Annotated in this window: 14 protein-coding genes; 8 read left to right on the forward strand and 6 right to left on the reverse strand. The window is 66.6% G+C overall.

What is annotated here, in order from left to right; all coding sequences use genetic code 11:
- Positions 1–9 precede the first annotated feature (9 nt).
- Positions 10–963: a metal ABC transporter substrate-binding protein gene (locus V5F68_RS21940; protein WP_394015286.1), complete on the forward strand. Its 954-nt coding sequence runs from the start codon at positions 10–12 to the stop codon at positions 961–963.
- Between the two features lie 101 nt (positions 964–1,064).
- Positions 1,065–2,141, forward strand: a complete 1,077-nt coding sequence (locus tag V5F68_RS21945) for a CobW family GTP-binding protein (protein WP_394015285.1) — start codon at positions 1,065–1,067, stop codon at positions 2,139–2,141.
- A gap of 24 nt (positions 2,142–2,165) precedes the next feature.
- Here V5F68_RS21945 and V5F68_RS21950 read toward each other — a convergent pair whose 3' ends face one another.
- The 3 genes from V5F68_RS21950 to hrpB all read right to left on the reverse strand — a co-directional run bounded on the left by V5F68_RS21950 (position 2,166) and on the right by hrpB (position 7,337).
- Positions 2,166–3,227, reverse strand: coding sequence for a hypothetical protein (locus V5F68_RS21950; protein WP_394015284.1), 1,062 nt, complete (start codon positions 3,225–3,227; stop codon positions 2,166–2,168).
- A 31-nt stretch (positions 3,228–3,258) separates the two neighbouring features.
- Positions 3,259–4,665 (reverse strand): sodium:proton antiporter, encoded by a 1,407-nt coding sequence (locus V5F68_RS21955; protein ID WP_394015283.1) that lies wholly within the window; start codon positions 4,663–4,665, stop codon positions 3,259–3,261.
- Positions 4,666–4,853: 188 nt separating this feature from the next.
- On the reverse strand, positions 4,854–7,337 hold the full coding sequence (hrpB, locus tag V5F68_RS21960) for an ATP-dependent helicase HrpB (RefSeq protein WP_394015282.1): 2,484 nt from the start codon (positions 7,335–7,337) through the stop codon (positions 4,854–4,856).
- 153 nt (positions 7,338–7,490) lie between these two features.
- Between hrpB and V5F68_RS21965 the strand changes: the two genes are divergently transcribed.
- The 3 genes from V5F68_RS21965 to V5F68_RS21975 all read left to right on the forward strand — a co-directional run bounded on the left by V5F68_RS21965 (position 7,491) and on the right by V5F68_RS21975 (position 10,714).
- Positions 7,491–8,483 (forward strand): WD40 repeat domain-containing protein, encoded by a 993-nt coding sequence (locus V5F68_RS21965; RefSeq protein ID WP_394015281.1) that lies wholly within the window; start codon positions 7,491–7,493, stop codon positions 8,481–8,483.
- A gap of 174 nt (positions 8,484–8,657) precedes the next feature.
- Positions 8,658–9,404 (forward strand): acetoacetate decarboxylase, encoded by a 747-nt coding sequence (locus tag V5F68_RS21970; RefSeq protein ID WP_394015280.1) that lies wholly within the window; start codon positions 8,658–8,660, stop codon positions 9,402–9,404.
- A gap of 158 nt (positions 9,405–9,562) precedes the next feature.
- The gene (locus V5F68_RS21975; protein WP_394015279.1) at positions 9,563–10,714 is read left to right on the forward strand and encodes a DUF3734 domain-containing protein; all 1,152 of its coding nucleotides are present in this window, start codon (positions 9,563–9,565) and stop codon (positions 10,712–10,714) included.
- Positions 10,715–10,775: 61 nt separating this feature from the next.
- On the opposite strand, the gene V5F68_RS21980 is transcribed toward V5F68_RS21975, so the two are convergent.
- Positions 10,776–11,546, reverse strand: a complete 771-nt coding sequence (locus V5F68_RS21980; protein ID WP_394015278.1) for a TSUP family transporter — start codon at positions 11,544–11,546, stop codon at positions 10,776–10,778.
- Between the two features lie 76 nt (positions 11,547–11,622).
- Here V5F68_RS21980 and V5F68_RS21985 point away from each other — a divergent pair, with 76 nt between their 5' ends.
- Together V5F68_RS21985 and V5F68_RS21990 are read left to right on the forward strand one after the other, a co-directional pair.
- Positions 11,623–12,522, forward strand: coding sequence for a LysR family transcriptional regulator (locus tag V5F68_RS21985; protein WP_394015277.1), 900 nt, complete (start codon positions 11,623–11,625; stop codon positions 12,520–12,522).
- 234 nt (positions 12,523–12,756) lie between these two features.
- The gene (locus tag V5F68_RS21990; RefSeq protein ID WP_394015276.1) at positions 12,757–13,662 is read left to right on the forward strand and encodes a hypothetical protein; all 906 of its coding nucleotides are present in this window, start codon (positions 12,757–12,759) and stop codon (positions 13,660–13,662) included.
- A 201-nt stretch (positions 13,663–13,863) separates the two neighbouring features.
- On the opposite strand, the gene V5F68_RS21995 is transcribed toward V5F68_RS21990, so the two are convergent.
- Entirely contained in the window at positions 13,864–14,514 is a 651-nt protein-coding gene (locus V5F68_RS21995; RefSeq protein ID WP_394015275.1) for a glutathione S-transferase family protein, read from the reverse strand.
- 297 nt (positions 14,515–14,811) lie between these two features.
- Between V5F68_RS21995 and V5F68_RS22000 the strand changes: the two genes are divergently transcribed.
- Positions 14,812–16,041 (forward strand): polyhydroxyalkanoate depolymerase, encoded by a 1,230-nt coding sequence (locus V5F68_RS22000; RefSeq protein ID WP_394015274.1) that lies wholly within the window; start codon positions 14,812–14,814, stop codon positions 16,039–16,041.
- 71 nt (positions 16,042–16,112) lie between these two features.
- Here the strand turns inward: V5F68_RS22000 and V5F68_RS22005 are convergent, their stop codons facing one another.
- Positions 16,113–16,679 carry a type 1 glutamine amidotransferase domain-containing protein gene (locus tag V5F68_RS22005; RefSeq protein ID WP_394015273.1) on the reverse strand — a complete coding sequence of 189 codons (567 nt, stop codon included), beginning with the start codon at positions 16,677–16,679 and terminating at the stop codon, positions 16,113–16,115.
- Between the last annotated feature and the right edge of the window lie 28 nt (positions 16,680–16,707).

Genomic DNA, 16,707 nt, shown 5'->3' on the forward strand with positions numbered 1-16,707 from the left:
GAGTAAGCCATGCTCTCTCGTCGTTCCCTGCTCGCCGCGGCACTCGTGCTCGGCGTAACCCCGGCGCTCGCCCAGAGCGATGCCGCCCCCCCCGCCGCGAAGCTGCCGGTGGTGGCCTCGTTCTCGATCCTCGGGGATTTCGTGAAGAATGTCGGCGGCGACCGCATCGCCATGACCACCATCGTCGGCCCCAACAGCGATACCCACGTCTACCAGCCGACCCCGAACGACGCGAAAAAGCTCGCCGCCGCCAAGGTGGTGTTCGTCAACGGCCTCGGCTTCGAGGGCTGGATGGACCGGCTGGTGAAGGCCTCCGGCACCAAGGCGACGGTGGTGGTCGCCACCACCGGCATCAAGCCGCGCGAGCGCACCGCCGACGAGCCGCAGGACGACGACGACAAGCCCAAGGGCAAGAAGGAGACGCACGCCCACGGCGCGATCGACCCCCACGCCTGGCAGTCGGTGGCCAATGCCAAGGTCTATGTGGCCAATATCCGCGACGGCCTGATCGCCGCCGACCCGGCCGGCACGGACGTCTATACCGCCAATGCTGCCGCCTATCTCGCCAAGCTCGATGCGCTCCAGGCCGATGTGCTGAAGACCGTCGCCGCCATCCCGGACGACCACCGCCGCATCATCACCTCGCACGACGCCTTCGGCTATTTCGGCGACGCCTATGGGCTGAAGCTGCTGGCGCCGGAAGGCGTCTCCACCGAGAGCGAGGCGTCCGCCAAGGATGTCGGCCGCATCATCCGCCAGATCAAGGCGCAGAAGGTGCCGGCGGTGTTCCTGGAGAACGTGTCCGACCCGCGCCTGATGGACCGCATCGCCAAGGAAAGCGGCGCGAAGGTGGGCGGCACGCTCTATTCCGACGCCCTGTCCGATGACAAAGGCCCTGCCACCACCTACATCGACATGGTGCAGTCCAACCTGCACGCCCTTTCAGCTGCTTTGTCGAGCTGAGCGGCGCCACGGGCTGGGGCAAAGGATTTTCATTTGACCGGGCGGCGGCGCGAGCCTGCCGCCCGGCATGTGGCGGGGCCGAAGCCCGCACAGGAGAGACCATGTCTGGAACCGCGTCCGAAAAAATCCCCGTCACCGTGCTCACCGGCTATCTCGGCGCCGGCAAGACCACGCTGCTGAACCGCATCCTTTCCGAGCCGCACGGCAAGAAATACGCCGTCATCGTCAATGAGTTCGGCGAGGTCGGCATCGACAACGACCTGGTGGTCGGCGCCGACGAGGAAGTGTTCGAGATGAACAACGGCTGCATCTGCTGCACCGTGCGCGGCGACCTCATCCGCATCATCGACGGGCTCATGCGCCGCAAGGGCGGCTTCGACGGCATCATCGTCGAGACCACCGGCCTCGCCGATCCCGCGCCCGTCGCCCAGACCTTCTTCGTGGACGAGGAGATGGGCGCGCGCACCAAGCTGGACGCGGTGGTCACCGTCGCCGACGCCAAATGGCTCATCGACCGGCTGAAGGACGCGCCCGAGGCGAAGAACCAGATCGCCTTTGCCGACGTGATCCTGCTCAACAAGACCGACCTCGTCACCGCCGAGGAACTGGCCGAGGTGGAGGCGCGCATCCGCGCCATCAACCCCTATGCCAAGCTCCACCGCACCCAGAAGTCGGCCATCGCCCTCGATCAGGTGCTGGACCGCGGCGCGTTCGATCTCGAGCGCATCCTGTCGCTGGAGCCGGCATTCCTGGAGCAGGACGACCCGGACCACGTCTGCGGCCCGGACTGCGGCCATGATCATGGGCATGACCACGGGCACGATCACGATCATGGGCACGGCCACCATCACGGCCATGGCGGGCTGAAGCATTTCCACGACGAGGACATGCAGTCGGTCTCCATCGCCACCGACAAGCTCATGGACCCGGACAAATTCTTCCCCTGGGTGCAGGAGCTGGTGGCGACCGAGGGCCCGAATATCCTGCGCTCCAAGGGCATACTGGCGTTCAAGGACGATCCGGACCGGTTCGTGTTCCAGGGCGTGCACATGATCCTGGACGGCGATCACCAGCGCCCCTGGAAGCCGGAGGAGAGGCTGCAGAGCCGCATCGTCTTCATCGGCCGCAATCTCGACCGCACGAAGCTGGAAGACGGCTTCCTGAGCTGCGCGGCCTGAGCCACCTGCCGCGCGCGGTCGGCGTCAGCCCCGCGCGTGGGCCGGGCGCAGGCGGCGGAGCGGGGCGGGCAAGGTGCGGTCGATCCAGGCCGCGAAGATCTGGCGGCGCGGGTAGAGCCACAAGCCCGCGCCCATCACCGCCACGCCCAGCGCGGACAGCGCGAAGGGGAACAGCAGCGAATCCTTGAACACGTCCACCACCAGGTGGCCGAGATAGATGCAGATGCCGATGGCGCCGAACACGGCATAGACCCGTCGCGCCAGGAAGATGGCGAGCAGCACCAGGCCCACATTGATCAGGCAATAGAGCATCTTCGACCATTCGGTGCCGCCGTCCTGAAAGGTCAGCCCGCCCCAGAAGGTCACCGCCGCCACCAGATGCAGCCAGAAGGCGAAATCGGCACGGGTCGCGGCGAGATCCACCACCCATGCGATCGCCAGCACCGCGAGGCCGAAATAGAGCGAGACGTCGCGCCGCTCCTCCCAGCCCAGGTCCGGCCGGTGGAACAGAACCGGGGCGAGGTCCATGGAGAGGAACCAGAGGGCGAAGGCGATGACCGCGACGATGAAGGGAAAGCGGTAGAAATAAAGCGCGAGCGCGCCCGCCGCGAGGGTCGCCAGCTCCATTGGCACCCAGCTGCCGTGGATCCAGCGGTAGAAATCCACGTATGTGCCGGGATTGCCCTCCGGTCCCCAGGCCGCGAGGCTGTCCTGGATGCCGAAGACGGCGAGCGGCGCCATGCCGACCGCGATGGCGACCATCAGCCCGCCCGGCGTGGTGAGCCCGCGCCGCCACAGATGATGGCCGGCGATGAGGAAGACCGCGGCATAGGCGACGGCGGTCGTCGTGAGCGCCACCCCGCCCATCTGCGCGAAGGCGAGGGTGGCGAACAGCGTCATGGCGCCGAGGATGATCAGCGCCCCGCCATACCAGAGCAGATGGGTGAGATCGAAGCGCGGCTTCGCCATGGCGGAGGCGCCGGTCGCGGGCGTCTGCGGCAAGGCGGCGAGCAGCCGCGCCACCGCATCGGGTGCGATGGCGGCGGAGGCCGCCGCCTCGGCGATCTGTTCGCGGGTGAAGGACATCGCCTCGCTCCGTCTTCCCCCCGCCCGGCCGCTAGATGAAATAGAGGAACGTCAGCAGCGCGAAGCAGGGCAGCAGGAACAGGCAGGACCAGCCCATATAGCCGAAGAAGCTCGGCATCTTCACGCCGCGATGGCGGGCGATGGAGAGCACCATGAAGTTGGGTGCGTTGCCGATATAGGTCATGGCCCCCATGAACACGGCGCCCGCCGAGATTGCCTCCAGCGTCACCTGCAGCGGCCCCATGAGACGATAGGGATCGCCGCCGGCGAGGTTGAAGAAGACGAGATAGGTGGGCGCATTGTCCAGGAACGAGGACAGGATGCCGGTCAGCCAGAAATACCAGACGTTCACCGGCTGGCCGTTCGGATCGGTGACGAGGTCCACCAGCGGCGCGAGCGCGCCGGTGGAGCCCGCGCGCAGGATGGCGATGACCGGGATGATGGTGAGGAAGATGGCGGCGAACAGTTTCGCCACTTCCAGGATCGGCTCCCAGTCGAAGCCGTTGCGCTCGCGCACGAGGCGCGGGGTGATGGCGAGCGAGACGAAGGCGATGGCGATCAGCAGCACGTCGCGCACCACCCATTGCAGCTCCACGCGGGTGCCGTAGACATCGAACACGATGCCGGGCTTCCACAGCGCGCTCAAAAGGATGGCGCCAATGATGCCGACCAGGAGCGGCAGGTTCTGCAATCCGCGCACATTGACGCGCTCGGTGTCCGGGGTGGGATCGCGCAGCGGGGGCGGGGTTTCCTTGGAATAGAAATAGCGGTCCAGAAGATAGAACGCCACCAGCAGCAGGCCGGCGACCACCACCGTGTCATGAAACAGGTGGGTGGTGGTCCAGAAGAAGGTGACGCCCTTCAGGAAGCCCAGGAACAGCGGCGGATCGCCGAGCGGGGTCAGCGAGCCGCCGATGTTCGACACCAGGAAGATAAAGAACACCACCACATGCACGTTGTAGCGGCGATTGTCGTTCGCGCGCAGCAGCGGGCGGATCAGCACCATGGAGGCGCCGGTGGTGCCGATGAGGCTGGCGATCAGCGTGCCGAAGGCGAGAATGCCGGTGTTGGTCAGCGGCGTGCCGTGGATGTTGCCGGCGATCAGGATGCCGCCCGAGACCGTGAACAGCGAGAACAGGAGGATGATGAAAGGAATATATTCCAGTGTCGCCGTATGCACCACTTCGTGCAGGGTCAGGCTGGGTCCGAAGGTGAGCGCGAACGGCACCACGAAGCAGGCGCCCCAGAACAGCGCCACCTTGCCGTAATGATGGTGCCAGAAATGGTTGGCCAGCAGCGGAAACAACGCAATGGACAGCAGCATTCCGACGAACGGGATGCCCCAGAGCAGGTTCAGGTCGGCCCCGTTGATGGTCGTCGCGCCCGGCGCGGCGGCGTGGGCGAGCGAGGCGCCCAACAGAACCGGAGTGGCGGCCAATGCGCCGGCAAGCGTGCGCAGTCGGCCTCGCCCGTGGGGTGCATGCGGCTCTGCGGTTTCACGTCCCGGATTTCGCACCACCGTCCACCCTCCCACGTCTGCCAAGCTTTTTGATGGACGATGCAGGCGGCTAACGCAAGCTGGCCGGGCCGCTTTCGGCATCTCACATGCCGTAACGTCAGGAAGGATCATGTCCTGCGCGGCTTCGCCCTGTGCGTCGGCGGCGCGCTCGCCGGGTCCTCCGGCCAGGGATGGCGGGGATAGCGCCCGCGCATTTCGGCGCGCACGTCGCGCCAGGAGCCGCGCCAGAATTGCGGCAGATCCTTCGTCACCTGGATCGGCCGGTGCGCGGGCGAGAGCAAGGAGAGAATCAGCGGCACCTTGCCTCCTGCGATGGCGGGATGGCGGGTGAGGCCGAAGAGTTCCTGCACCCGCACCGCCAGCAGCGGCCCTTCGGGATTCTCATAATCGATGGGCAGGCGCGAGCCCGAGGGGGCATCGAAATGGGTCGGCGCCTCCGCCTCAAGCCGGGCGGTGAGCGCATAGGGCAGCAAGGCGTGCAGCGCATTGGCGAGATCGCCCGCGCCGATCTGGGCGAGCGACGACTTGCCGTCCAGAAACGGGGCGAGCCAGACGTCCGCCGTGGCGGAAAGCGTTGCGTCGGAAAGGTCGGGCCAGCCCTGGGCCTCGCCCTCCGCATGGCGCAGGAATTCCACCCGGTCGCGCCATTGGGCAAGCGCCGCCGTCCAGGGCAGGCGATTGAGGCCGAGCGCGGCGATCCCCTGCGCCAGCACCCGCGCGGTTTCCGTACCCGGCGGCACCGGGCGCGGCCGGTCCGCGAGCACCAAGGCGCGCAGGCGCCGCGTCTCGCGCGCCCGCACGGCGGCGGCTTCGGCGTCGAAGCCGATCTCGATTCCGGTGCGGATCTCGCCCGCGAACAGGCGCTCCAGCTCCTCGTCGGACAGCGCGGCGGCGAGCGAGATGCGCGCCGCCTCTGCCCGGCCTGAAATCTCCGCCACCGCCAGCAGCGGTGCCTTGGCGAGTGCGGCGGAGGGCTCCATCACCCCGCCGCGCCCGTTCGCAAGCAGGAAGCGCGTGCCGTCGCCGCGCGCCTTCGCCACCCGGTCGGGAAAGGCGAGGGCCAACAAGGCGGCGGGGCAGGGGGCATCGCCCGTCTTCGGCGCGCGCGCGCCAGCAAGATCGGCCCAGCGTTCTGCGAGGCGGCGGGCGTCGTCGGCGCGGCGCGAGCGGTCGCGGCGGAATTCGTCCAGGCGGTGCAGCAGGTCCACGCTCTCGCCGCCGAGCCCGCGTTCCACCAGGAGCGCGGCGATTTCGGCGGCAAGCGCGGCCACGCCGGCATCGGCGCCCATCACCACCATATGGGCGAGGCGCGGCGGCAGCGGCAGGCGCGCCATGCGCTGGCCGAGCGGCGTCACCCCGCCGTCTTCGTCGAGCGCGCCCAGCAGCACCAGCAGGGCCTTCGCCTCGGCCAGGGCGGGCAGCGGCGGGGGATCGAGAAAGGCGAGGCTGCGGGCATCGCGCACGCCCCATACCGCGAGATCGAGCACCAGGCCGGACAGGTCGGCGGCGAGGATCTCCGGGGTCGCGAACGGCTGAAGGCTCGCCGTCTCCCCTTCGCCCCACAGGCGATAGCACACGCCGGGCTCCGTGCGGCCCGCGCGGCCGCGCCGCTGGTCGGCGGCGGCGCGGGACACGCGCACGGTCTCAAGGCGCGTCAGCCCCACGTCCGGCTCGAAGCGCGGCACGCGGGCAAGCCCGCCGTCCACCACCACGCGCACGCCCTCGATGGTGAGGCTGGTTTCGGCGATGGAGGTGGCCAGCACCACCTTGCGCCGTCCCGCCGGGGCGGGCAGCACGGCGCGGTCCTGCTCGGCGGAATCCAGCGCGCCATAGAGCGGCACGATATCGACGGAGGGGTCCCGCACCTGCGTGCGCAGCAGGTTTTCCGTGCGGCGGATTTCGCCCGCACCGGGCAAAAACGCGAGCACCGAGCCGCGCTCGGCGGCGAGCGCGGTCTTCACCGCGTCCGCCACCTGGGCGTCGATGGGCGCGCGGGCATCGCGGCCGAGATAGCGGGTGGTGACGGGAAAAGCCCGGCCCTCGCTCTCCACCACCGGCGCCGGCTCGCCCGCCCCGCCCAGCAGCGCGGCCACGCGGGCGCCGTCCAGCGTGGCCGACATGGGCAGCAGGCGCAGGTCTTCGCGCAGCGCGCCCTGGGACTCGAGCGCGAGGGCGAGGCCAAGGTCGGCGTCCAGGCTGCGCTCGTGATATTCGTCGAACAGCACCGCCGCGACGCCGGACAATTCCGGATCGTCCAGGATCATGCGGGTGAAGACGCCTTCGGTGATCACTTCGATCTGCGTGCGACGGGAGACTTCCGAGCGCAGGCGCACCCGGTAGCCGACGCGATCCCCCACGCGCTCGCCGAGCGTCTGCGCCATGCGGTGGGCGGCGGCGCGGGCCGCGAGGCGGCGCGGCTCCAGCACCAGGATGCGCCGGCCCGCGACCCAGGGTTCGTCCATCAGCGCGAGGGGCACGCGCGTGGTCTTGCCCGCGCCCGGCGGGGCGACCAGCACGGCGCTCGCCCGCGCGCGCAGCGTCGCGGTGAGGGCGGGCAGAACGGCGTCGATGGGCAGGCGGGTATCGAACATGGAGCACGGCGACCAGGAGAGCCGCTCCTTAGGCCATCAAAGCGCAGGGAAATCCAGAGGAGTCACGCCCGCATGGCGCCCCGAAGTGAGACAAGGCGGCGGCCTTGGCTTATGAAGGCGGCATCCGACCGCCTTCATGGAATGTCGCCCTCAATGCCGTCCACGCCGTCCTCGCTCACCGACAAGGTGCGCACCTTCGCCCTCGACGGGGCGACCGCCTGCGTCGCGTTCCTGCGCGGCACCTGCGTTTTCATTTCCGAGACCGGCACCGCCTTGTTTCCCGGCGCGGACCGCACGCTCGCGCTGCACGACGGCGTGGTTCTGTGCGCGGCCGGCGACGGGCAGCGCCTCGTCACCGGCGGGGACGACGGCAAGGTGATGGAGGTGCTCGCCACCGGTGAAGCGAAGACCATCGCCACCCAGAAGGCTCGCTGGATCGACCGGATCGCGCTGGGGCCGGACGGTGCGGTCGCCTATTCCGCCGGCAAGGTCGCCCACATGGTGCCGACGAAGGGCGAGGCGCGCAGCTTCACAGCGCCCTCCACCGTCGGCGGCCTCGCCTTCGCGCCCAAGGGGCTGCGGGTGGCGGTGGCGCATTATGGCGGGGTGAGCCTGTGGTACCCCAACGCCGCCGACGCGAAGCCCGAGGTGCTGGAATGGAAGGGCTCCCATCTCGGCGTCACCTATTCGCCGGACGGTCGCTTCATCATCACCACCATGCAGGAACCCTCGCTGCACGGCTGGCGCCTCGCCGACGGCGCGCACATGCGCATGACCGGCTATCCGGCGCGGGTGAAGAGTTTCGAATTCACCCATGACGGCAAGTGGCTAGCCTCCTCCGGCTCGACCGAAGTGGTGCTCTGGCCGTTCGCCACCAAGGACGGCCCCATCGGCAAGCAGCCCTCCATGCAGGCGCCCTCGGCCAGCGGCGGGCGCGTGACCATGGTGGCCTGCCATCCCAAGGACCCGGTGATGGCGTGCGGTTATGACGACGGCATGGTGCTGATGGTGCGCCTGACCGACGGCGCGGAAATCCTGCTGCGGGCGCCCGACGCTTCCCCCGTCTCGGCCATCGCCTGGCGCAAGGACGGCGGCGCGGTGGCGTTCGGCACGGCGGGCGGAAGCGCCGGGCTGCTGGAATTCTAGGCTGTGCGCGGGCGGGCGGGATGAGGCGGTCCGCCGCCTGGGCGCCACGGCTCAACCCCGCCGCCGCGCCTTGGCTGGTTGTGATCGTCGCGGGGCTGTCACGTCGAAGGGCTATCGGCTAACGTCAGCGTCATCTCGCAGGCGCGAGATGCCACAGCCGGTCGGAGATGCTCCATGAAGATCGAGGACGTTCGCCGCAACGCCTATTCCATGCCCCTGACGAATCCCGCCTATCCGCCGGGACCCTACCGCTTCTTCGACCGCGAATTCCTCATCATCACCTATCGCACCGACATCGAGGCGTTGCGCCGCGTCGTGCCCGAGCCGCTCGAAGTCTATGAGCCGCTGGTGAAGTATGAATTCATCCGCATGCCCGATTCCACCGGCTTCGGCGATTACACCGAGACCGGACAGGTGATCCCGGTGAAGTTCAACGGCGTGGAAGGCGGCTACGTCCATTCCATGTATCTGGACGACGAGGCGCCGATTGCCGGCGGCCGCGAGCTGTGGGGCTTCCCCAAGAAGTATGCCCACCCCAAGATGGAAGTGGAAAAGGACGTTCTGGTCGGCCGCCTGCATTACGGCAAGACCCTGTGCGTGGAAGCCACCATGGGCTACAAGCACAAGCAAGCCGACAAGGACGCGGTGCTCGCCGCCCTGAAGACGCCGAGCTTCCTCATCAAGATCATTCCCCATGTGGACGCCACGCCCCGCATCTGCGAGCTGGTCCGCTATTATCTGGAAGACATCCAGCTCAAGGAATGCTGGACCGGCCCGGCCGCGCTCGGCCTCTACCCGCACGTGATGGCGGACGTCGCCAAGCTGCCGGTGCTGGAGGTGGTCTCGGCCCTGCACCTGCGCGCCGACTTGACCCTTGGCATGGGCGAAGTGGTGTACGATTACTTGGCCGAGCCGAAATGATCCGGCCCGGAGGGCATGCCGCCGCAGGGCGCTTGCGCTCCGGCGCCTGATTTTGCCTTCTCGAACACGACGGCGTGGCCCGGCGAGGGGTGGCGGGGAAACCTCCGCCCCTTGCGCGCTGAACGGGCCGCTGGCCGCCAAGCTGGATGGGGAACGACATGCGCACGCGGACCTGTGAAAATCCCAACGACATCAGCGAGATCGTGAAGGATTACGACCGTATCGCCCTGGTGTTCCAGGGCGGCGGTGCGCTCGGCGCCTATCAGGCGGGTGTCTATGAGGCGCTGTCGATCGCGGGGGCCGAACCCAATTGGATTTCCGGCGTCTCGATCGGCGCCATCAACGCTTCGATCATCGCCGGCAACACGCCGGAAAACCGCATCCCCCGCTTGCGGGAATTCTGGGAGACGGTCTCCGGCCGCAAGATCTGGCCGTTCACCCCAGACGGCGACGTGTTCCGCGCCCTGCGCAACCAGATGAGTTCCTATGTGACCATCAACATGGGACAGCCGGGCTTCTTCAAGCCGCGCTGGCCCAATGCGTGGCTGCTGCCGACCGGCGCCGAGGGCGCCACCAGCCTCTATGACACCACGCCGCTGCACGAGACCCTGCTGCGGCTGGTGGATTTCGACCTCATCAACAGCAAGCAGAAGCGCTTCTCTGTGGGTGCCACCAATGTGCGCACCGGCAACTTCGTCTATTTCGACAACACCACGCACCGCATCGGCCCCGAGCACGTGATGGCCTCCGGCGCGCTGCCGCCGGCTTTCCCCTCGGTGCGCATCGATGGCGAATATTATTGGGACGGTGGCGTGGTCTCCAACACCCCGCTGCAATGGTTGCTGGACCAGCCGGACCATCCGGGCGCCCTGGTGTTCCAGGTGGATTTGTTCAGCGCGCGCGGCGAACTGCCCCGCGACATGTTCCAGGTGATCGAACGGCAGAAGGACATCGGCTATTCCAGCCGCACGCGCTACACCACGGACCTGTTCCGCCGCGTGCAATTGCTGCGCGCCAAGCATGCGGAAGCGGTGCTGCGCATTCCCGAGCAGCTGCGCACCGAGGAAGACCAGCAGGTGATCGCCGATTACGAGAAGTCCGGCGCGGTCAACATCTGCCACCTGATCTATCAGGAGAAGGATTACGAGCGCGACTTCAAGGATTACGAATTCTCCGGCACCTCCATGCGCGACCATTGGGCGTCGGGCTTCGAGGATACGGTGAAGACGCTGCGCCATCCGCAATGGCTGGTGAAGCCGGACAAGAGCAAGGCCATCGTCATCCACGACGTGCACCGCACCGACGACTGATCCGGGCGGGTCCCGAACGCTTCATCCCCGGCTTCCAGGCCGGGGATTTTCATCTGGCCCCTCAGGCGAGGAGGCCGCGCGCCAGCATGAAGACGCCGAGGCCGAGGAGGCCGGCGAAGAAGCAGGTCTTGAACGTCGCCGGGGAGAAGGTGAGGCGCATGCGCCGGCCCGCCTCCATCCCGATCAGTGCCGGCACCAGAGCGATGAGCGACAGCATCACCGCATGCGGATCGGCGAGCGGCGCGTCGCCGCCGGTGAGGGCGAAGGCAAGGGTGAAGTTCGCCACCGTGAAGGTGAGCCCGAGCGCCTGGATCAAATCCTCCCGCTCCAGGGCGAGCGATTGCAGATAGGGCGCGGAGGGCATCACGGTGACGCCCGTGGTGCCGGTGAGAAAGCCCGACGCGAGGCCGATGACCGGCGAGAGCCAGCCTTCCCAGCCGCTGGGCGTATGGAAATGAATCGCCCGCAGGCCGAGCACGCCATAGACGGACAAGGTCAGCCCCAGCAGCGGCGGCGCCCAGTGGGAGCTTAGCCCGCCCAGCCAATAGCCGCCGACCAGCGTTCCGGTCGCCAGCATCGCCAGCAGCGCCCAGAACCGCTTCGCGTTGGGCACGACGCGCGGGCCGCTGAACAATTGCAGCACGTTCGTCACGGTCGCCGGAATGATGATGATCGCCGCCGCATGGGAGGGCGGCATGACGATGCTGAGCAGGCCGACGCCGATGGTCGGCAGGCCCATGGCGATGACACCCTTCACGACACCGGCGAGGACCAGTGCGAAGGTGATGAAGATGAGGGTGAGCAGGGGCCAGTCGGACATGGGCGCGAACATGCTGCTTCCGCCCGAGCGCGGCAATGTGGAACTTCCGCTTCTAGCCTTCGGAATTTCCGTAGGATAATCTCCTTCTATGCGCTTTGATCTCTCAGACCTGCGGCTGTTCCTGAATGTGGTGGAGGCCGGGAGCCTGACCGCCGGGGCCGCGCGCGCCCATCTGGCGCTGGCTTCGGTAAGCGCGCGGATCCGTGACATGGAAGCGGAGATCGGCACGCCGCTGCTGGAGCGCGGGCGCGCCGGCATCGCCGTGACGCCGGCCGGGGAGGCGCTGGTACATCATGCCCGCCTGATGCTGGCGCAGAGCGAGCGGATGCGCGGCGAGCTTGCAGGCTATGGCAAGGGACTGAAGGGGCATGTGCGCCTGTGGTGCAACACCGCCTCCTTCGGCCACGGCCTTTCGGCGGACCTCGCCCGCTTTCTCGCGGCCAATCCCAATATCGATATGGATCTGGAGGAACGGCCCAGCTGGCAGATCGCCCAGGCGCTCGCGGAGGGGCTGATCCATCTCGGCATCACCTCGGACGCCGCCGACACCTCGGGCCTGCAACTGACGCGGTATCGGGAAGACCAACTGGTGGTGGCCATGCCGCGCGGCCATCCCCTGTGCCAGCGCGCGCGCCTGCGCATCGCCGATGTGCTGGACCAGCCGTTCGTCGGCCTGCCCGAGGGCAACGGCCTGCAAAGCTTGGTGGATCGCAATGCGGTGCGGGCCGGCGGGGCGCTGAAGTATCGCGTGCGGGTGAACGGGTTTGCCGCGGTCGCCACCATGGTGGGGCCGCACATCGAAGCCCATGTGGGGCTCGCGGTGATCCCGGCGGCGGTGGCGCAGCAATTGCGCGAGAGCCATGCCCTCGTCTTCGTGCCGCTGGACGAGCCCTGGGCGCGCCGTACCCTGGTGATCGCGGTGCGGCGTGAAGACGTATTGCCCGCCTATGCCAAGCGCCTGCTCGCCTATCTGCGGCCGGCGGCGTGAAGGCTGGGCGCAAGGTCCCGTGCCGTGATTTCGCCGTCGATTTCCGTTGCGCCGCCTGCATCGCGGCTTCGGCCGGTTGTTTTTCCGCCGCCTTTCAGAAAAATTCAGAAATGAAAGATCAGAAACCAGAAACATCTAGAAAAATATGGGAAATAACACATAACCCAATAGTCGTTGACCCGATTCACTATCTTGTTCGATATGATCCGAGGTATTTTGGACAATCGAACGACGATGAATACGAAGCGTGTCGCGGCCATCGTATATGGCGTTTACATCAATCCCCAGGTGGATTGGAAAAGCTTTATCCGAGAGCAGCTGGCAGACCTGTGCGCGACAGGTGTTCTCGCTGTCGCGGATCTGCATGTGATCGTCTCGAATCCCTTCGGGGTTGCCGGCGTGGAAGCGTTTTTCGTCGGTTTGGACGTGCCGTGCCGGCGCATCCTGGTTCACGCGAAAAACAAATACGAATTCTGGGCGATTTCCTATTTGTGGCATCTGGCGCAGGGCCGTGCGGGATATCGCTATGTCGCTTATCTGCGCACCAAGAGCATGAGCTACGCCAACAAGCGGCGGTGCAAGGTCGAGGCGGTCCTGACCTATTTTACCTTCTCATCCTGGCGGAAGGCGCTCGAGATTTTCGAGACTCAGAAGGAGATCAACAAGATCGGCCTGTTTCCCGCCCGTGATCGGGACGATTGGGGCGGCTGGATGTGGTTCAATTTCTGGTGGGCGAAGGCGGACTATATCCGCGGCCTGCAAAAGCCCCGCGAAGGCATGGAGCGCTTTTATTACGAGCATTGGCTGAGCCTCACCGATGCGTGCCGCGGCGCTCCCCTGGACGACAGCTATTCGCTCTATACCATGAGCAAGGCACGGTTTTGCGCCTCCAGCACGCGGCCGGCGGTGTCGGTCCTGCGCCATCGCCTCTCCTACCAGGCCATGCGGGCGAGCGGCGCGGTGGGTAAGGCGCTGCGGGTGAGCGTTGGCTGGTCGCTGGATCGGGTGGGATTGAATACCGGCTCGGATGCGGTCTTTTCGCAGGGCTGGACGCATGCGTTGCGAGCCCCGTTCACCACCCTCGCGCCCCGGCGACACAGGGCGCCCGCCGCACCGTACGGCATCGCCAAGAGAGCCTGAAGATCGCCAACAGAGCCTGAATGACCAACAGAGCCTGAAGCCGCTCGCCAGCGCTGCGCGGGTCGCCGGACGCATCGGCGTCAAAGGAGGGCCGCACGCGCGTGCGGCCCGGTGCGAGCGTCGGTCGCGACAGAAGCACCCGCAGGTCCTTCTGTTTCAGCCGATCCCCACATGCCGGACCTGGAACCGCAAGATCGGCCCTCAGAACTCGACGTCCAGCTCTTCCAGCTCGTCCGGCTCGCTCTTCGCGCCGGCGATCCATTCCTGCATGAAGGGGTGGGCCATCATGCGGTCGCGATAGGCGGTGCAGGCGGCGTCGAGGGCGACGTCATAGGTGGCGAAGCGCGAGCACACCGGCGCGTACATGGCGTCCGCGAGCGTGATGTTCTGGCCCATCAGATATGGCCCGCCGTGGGCGGCGAAGCAGCCGCGCCAGATGGCCAGGATGCGCTCGATATCCGCCTGGGCGCCGGCCCACACCTTGAAGCCGGGAAAATGAGATTTCATGTTCATCGGCAGCGCCGAGCGCATGTTGGCGAAGCCGGAATGCATCTCGCCGGAGATGGAGAGGCAGTGCGCCCGTGCCGCGCGGTCGGCGGGCAGAAGTTGGGCTTCGGGAAAGACTTCGTTGAGATAGGCGGCGATCGCCAGCGTGTCCCACACGGTGACGCCCTCGTGCACCAGGCGCGGCACGAGGAAGGAGGGGGACAGCAGCAGCAGTTCGGCCTTCGCGTCCGGATCGTCCACCGGCACCCGCTCCTCCTCGAAGGCGAGGCCCGCCATCTTGCACAGCAGCCAGCCGCGCAGGGACCAGGAGGAGTAGTTCTTGCTCGAAATGGTGAGGGCGCTCATGAACGTCACCGCTGGCTCGAAGGCATCTGAAGCAATCTTAGCGGTTGTGTGTTGCAATGCACCACCCCCCGCTCCAATATCCTTTTCTAAGTACATCCGATCGAGCGCCTAGGGAAGCTGTAGAACAGAAATTGCGCCAAAGCCTTAGCTCTTTCGGACAGGTCGAATTGCGGGCCGGCTCGGTCGTCGGCGCGGCACGCTCAGCGGGTATCCAGCGGGTAAAAGGCGTTCAAACGCGATGAAAAAGAACCTGTCTTCCAGGACCCAGCCCCCCTCTTTCCGGCAGCGAAGGGCATCATGATGTACCTCGCTTACCAGACCCAATCCGATCTGATGGACCCGTTGCGCTTCGGGGCCCACATGGCCCGGCGCGCCCTCGACAATTCCTTCCTCTCCTTGTTCAGCACCGAGAGCATGCGCACCGGCATGCGCCATCTCTCGGCGGCGTTCGAGATGGTGGAACGCGCCGGGCTCAGCCACGCGCGCCTGCCGTTCGGCATCTCAAGCACGGTGGTCGGCAACCAGGAGGTGGAAGTCACCGAGGAGCCGGCCCACGTGCTGCCCTTCGGCACCTTGCTGCATTTCAAGAAGGACACCACGGTGCCGCAGCCGCGCGTGCTGGTGGTGGCGCCGCTCTCCGGCCATTTCGCCACCCTGCTGGTGGGCACGGTGAAGACGCTTCTGCCGGACCACGATGTCTACATCACCGACTGGCACAATGCCCGCGACGTGAGCCTGGAGCACGGCGCCTTCGGCTTCGACGATTATGTCGAGCATGTCATCAAGTTCCTGGAATTCATGGGCCCCGGCTGCCACATCCTTGGCGTGTGCCAGCCGTGTGTGCAGGTTCTGGTGGCGGCGGCCGTGATGGCGCAGGAGGGCAACCCCGCCTATCCGCGTTCCATGACGCTGATGGCGGGTCCCATCGACTGTCGCATCAATCCCACCAAGGTCAACGAGCTGGCTACCTCCAAGCCCATCGAATGGTTCGAGAAGAACCTCATCGCCACCGTGCCGATGGGCTTCAAGGGCGCCGGCCGCAAGGTCTATCCCGGCTTTATCCAGTTGACCGCTTTCGTCAGCATGAACATGAACCGCCATGTGAAGGCGCACATGGAGCTGTACGAGAACCTCGCCGCCGGGGAGCTGGAAAAGGCCGATGCCACCAAGCACTTCTACGATGAATATTTCGCGGTCCTGGATCTGGCCTCGGAATTCTATCTGGAGACGGTGAAGTACGTCTTCCAGGATTATCTCCTGCCGAAGGGCGAGCTGACCTATCGCGGCAATCCCATCGACTTCAAGGCGATCCGCCGCACCGCTTTGCTCACCGTGGAAGGCGAGCGGGACGATATCTGCTCCATCGGCCAGACCATGGCGGCGCAGGATATCTGCTCGGGCCTGCGGCCCCATCGCAAGCGCCATCACATGCAGGCGGGCGTGGGTCATTACGGCGTGTTCAGCGGGCGCAAATGGGCCGGCCAAGTCTATCCGCTGGTGCGCAACCACATCCTCGCCAGCGATTGAACATTGCTCCCCCGGCCGGGCGGCCGGGGGCGAAGCCCGCGCATGGGGCGGTTTCATTCAGGCAGGCATCGTCACGCCGCGCGCTGGCCGCCGTGTTTCCCCTCGGCGAATTCCTCGATCATCTTGGCGTTGAAATCAGGAATGTCCTTGGGATTGCGGCTGGTGACGAGGCCCTGGTCCACCATCACCGATTTGTCTTCCACCTTCGCGCCGGCGTTGGCGAGATCCACCTGGATCGCTTTGTAGCCGGTCATCGACCGGCCTTTCACCAGCCCGGCCGAGATCAGCACCTGCGGGCCGTGGCAGATGGCGGCCACGGGTTTGTGATCGGCGAAGAAGGCGCGGGTGAAGGCGAGCGCCTTGTCATTGATGCGCAGCGCGTCGGGGTTCATGACCCCGCCCGGCAGCAGCAAAGCGTCGAAGTTTTTCGCGTCGGCCTGGTCGAGCGCGACATCCACCTTGATGCGGTCGGCGGGCTTGTCGTGATTGACGCCCTGAACCTCGCCCTTCTCGGGGCTGACGATTTTCACGTCGGCGCCGGCGGCCTTGAGGGCCTTCACCGGTTCTGTCAGCTCCACATTCTCGAAGCCGTTGGCGACCAGGACCGCGATCCTGCGTCCGTCGAGACGGTTAGCCATGGAAATTCTCCTTTTTGCTCATTGGTGC

This window comes from Roseixanthobacter pseudopolyaromaticivorans (genome assembly GCF_043195145.2).
GTDB lineage: Bacteria > Pseudomonadota > Alphaproteobacteria > Rhizobiales > Xanthobacteraceae > NCEH01.